Below are 2,316 nucleotides of genomic sequence, written 5' to 3'. Positions count from 1 at the left end.
CGCTCCGCGCGCCCGGAGCGCATCACCGCGCCAGGGGCCAGGGGACGCGGCGCCCGGCTCCAGGCCCACCTCGCCGGGACAGAAGGCGCCGTCTGCCTCCAGGCCCATGCGCGCCTCCAGCGAGGCCCGCGTGCCGGTCGCGTCGATGCGGTAGAGCAGCGCGAACGGGAGGTCCGCGGGGTTGGTGGCGAGCGCCTCCAGGGTCCGGGTGCACGCGTCCTGGACCCGGAGGCTCCCGCCCGTGCGCGAGGCCACCTCCTGCAGCGTCCGGAGGCGGCGCGCGTCCAGCACCTGGCTGGTGGTCTCCACCGCCGTGTCCAGCACGCCGTTGACGGCGCCGGACTCGTCGCGGACGGGGCTGTAGGAGAAGGTGAAGTAGGTCTCCTCGGAGAATCCGTGGCGCTCGAGGAAGAGGCGCTGGTTCTCCGCCAGGGTGGCGCGGCCCTCGCCGCGGACCTGCTCAATCAACGGGCCGATGTCGTCCCAGATCTCCGCCCAGACCTCACGCCCGGGGCGCCCCATGGCGAAGGGGTGCTTGCCGCCCAGCATGGGCCGGTAGGCGTCGTTGTAGAGCTTCACCAGCCGCGGGCCCCAGAACACCAGGATGGGGAAGCGCGAGTGGAGGCACGCACTGACGAGGGTGCGCAGGGACTGCGGCCAGGAGGACACCGGACCCAGCGGCGTCTTCGACCAGTCCATGGACCGCATCAGGGCGCCCATCTCACCGCCCCCGGCGAGCACCTCCCGGGCCGCGGGGTCGGTGTCGCCCGGCTCCGGCGGGGACGCGTCGCTCACGCCGCCATCGCCGGGCGTCCTGGGTCCGTGATTCATCCCTCATCCGTAACCAGGGCCCTGGATGAAGGCCAGGGTGCGACACCGGGAGGCCGGCCATTCCGGGGCCCGGCGGCCCGCCAGCGTTGACGGCGTAACGGTGCGGCGTGGCGCCTTCCCCCGGAAGTCCGGGCCGGGAAGGGCGCCACGTCACGGAGGCCGTCGAGGGGACTACTTGCCCGCGAAGACGTTCATCACGTCCTTGAGCAGCTTGATGGACTCGGCGTGCGGACGCTGGAAGGCGTTGCGGCCCATGATGGAGCCGAAGCCGCCGCCCTGGTGGATCTGCCGGATGTCCTCCATGAGGGCGCCCGTCTCCTTGGCCTCGCCGCCGGAGAAGATGACGATGCGCTTGCCGTTGAACGCGGAGCGCACCACCTCGCGCACGCGGTCCGCGAGCGTCTTGGTGGGGATGTTCGCCTTCTCGAAGGCCTTCTTCGCCTCCGCCTGCTCCAGGAAGTCCGAGGGCGGCTTCACCTTGATGACGTGCGCGCCCATCTGCGCGCTGATCTGCGCCGCGTACGCCACCACGTCGATGGCCGTCTCACCCTCCTTGGACAGCGCGCCGCGCGGGTAGGCCCACAGCACCGTGGGCAGGCCGTAGGACTTGGCCTCCGCGATGATGTCGCGCAGGTCCTCGTACTGCTCGTTGCGGGCCGCGGAGCCCGGGTAGATGGTGTAGCCCACCGCCGCGCAGCCCAGGCGCACCGCGTCCTTCACGGACGACGTCACCGCGGACATGGGCGCGGCCGTCTTGGCCAGCGAGTCGGAGTTGTTCACCTTCAGGATGAGGGGAATCTCACCGGCCAGCTTGCCCGCGATGGCCTCCAGGAAGCCCAGCGGCGCCGCGTACGCGTTGCAGCCGGACTCGATGGCCAGCTGCGCGTGGTAGTCCGGATCATACCCGGCGGGGTTCGGACCGAAGGAGCGCGCGGGGCCGTGCTCGAAGCCCTGATCCACCGGGAGGATGACCAGCTTGCCCGTGCCGGCGAGCGTGCCGTGGTTGAGCAGGCGCGCCAGGTTCGTCAGCGTGCCGGGGTTGTCGGAGGGGTACCAGGAGAGGATCTGCTTGACGCGGTCGGTGTAGGCCATGGGTTTTCCTTGAGGAAAGGCGTCGAAACCGGCGCGGGATTCTGCGGTCCTTGCGCGCGCCGACCAAGCTTTGTCTGTACCGAATGTCCGCGACTGTCACGCCCTCCACGCGCCTCGCCGCGCGAGCCGACTGGATGGAAGCCGACATCCGGCCGGCCCCAAGGGTGCACAGAAATGCTGCACCGTCGCGGGCTTCCGGATATGCCCGGCCGCACACGAGGCGGACCACAGCATGGGCAGAGAAGTCAGCAGGGTCTTCGCAGTGGCAATGATGCTCACCGGTGGCGTGTCGGGCGCGCAGATCTCGCCCACGACGGCCCCTCGAACGCTCCGGGAACGGGCGCGCCGGGGACCGCGTCCCCCTCGCCCGGCAGCCTGTCTCCGGCCACCGTG

The 2,316-nt window shown here is 71.0% G+C and carries 2 protein-coding genes; both read right to left on the bottom strand.

Annotated elements, in window-relative coordinates:
- The coding region (locus tag ACLEQD_RS41615; RefSeq protein ID WP_410391446.1) for a PAS domain-containing protein at positions 1-795 on the bottom strand (795 nt) is incomplete at its 3' end.
- 207 nt (positions 796-1,002) lie between these two features.
- Positions 1,003-1,923, bottom strand: a complete 921-nt coding sequence (locus ACLEQD_RS41610) for a class I fructose-bisphosphate aldolase (RefSeq protein WP_410391445.1) — start codon at positions 1,921-1,923, stop codon at positions 1,003-1,005.
- Positions 1,924-2,316 lie beyond the last annotated feature (393 nt).

It is taken from the genome of Corallococcus sp. 4LFB (assembly GCF_046520365.1).
In the GTDB taxonomy this organism is placed as follows: Bacteria; Myxococcota; Myxococcia; order Myxococcales; family Myxococcaceae; genus Corallococcus; species Corallococcus caeni.
This window is presented reverse-complemented; position numbering and strand designations above follow the sequence as displayed.

What these genes read in the sequence shown, in the direction of transcription:
- ACLEQD_RS41610 (WP_410391445.1), bottom strand. Translation starts at nt 1,923, where the DNA reads ATGGCCTACACCGACCGCGTCAAGCAGATCCTCTCCTGGTACCCCTCC.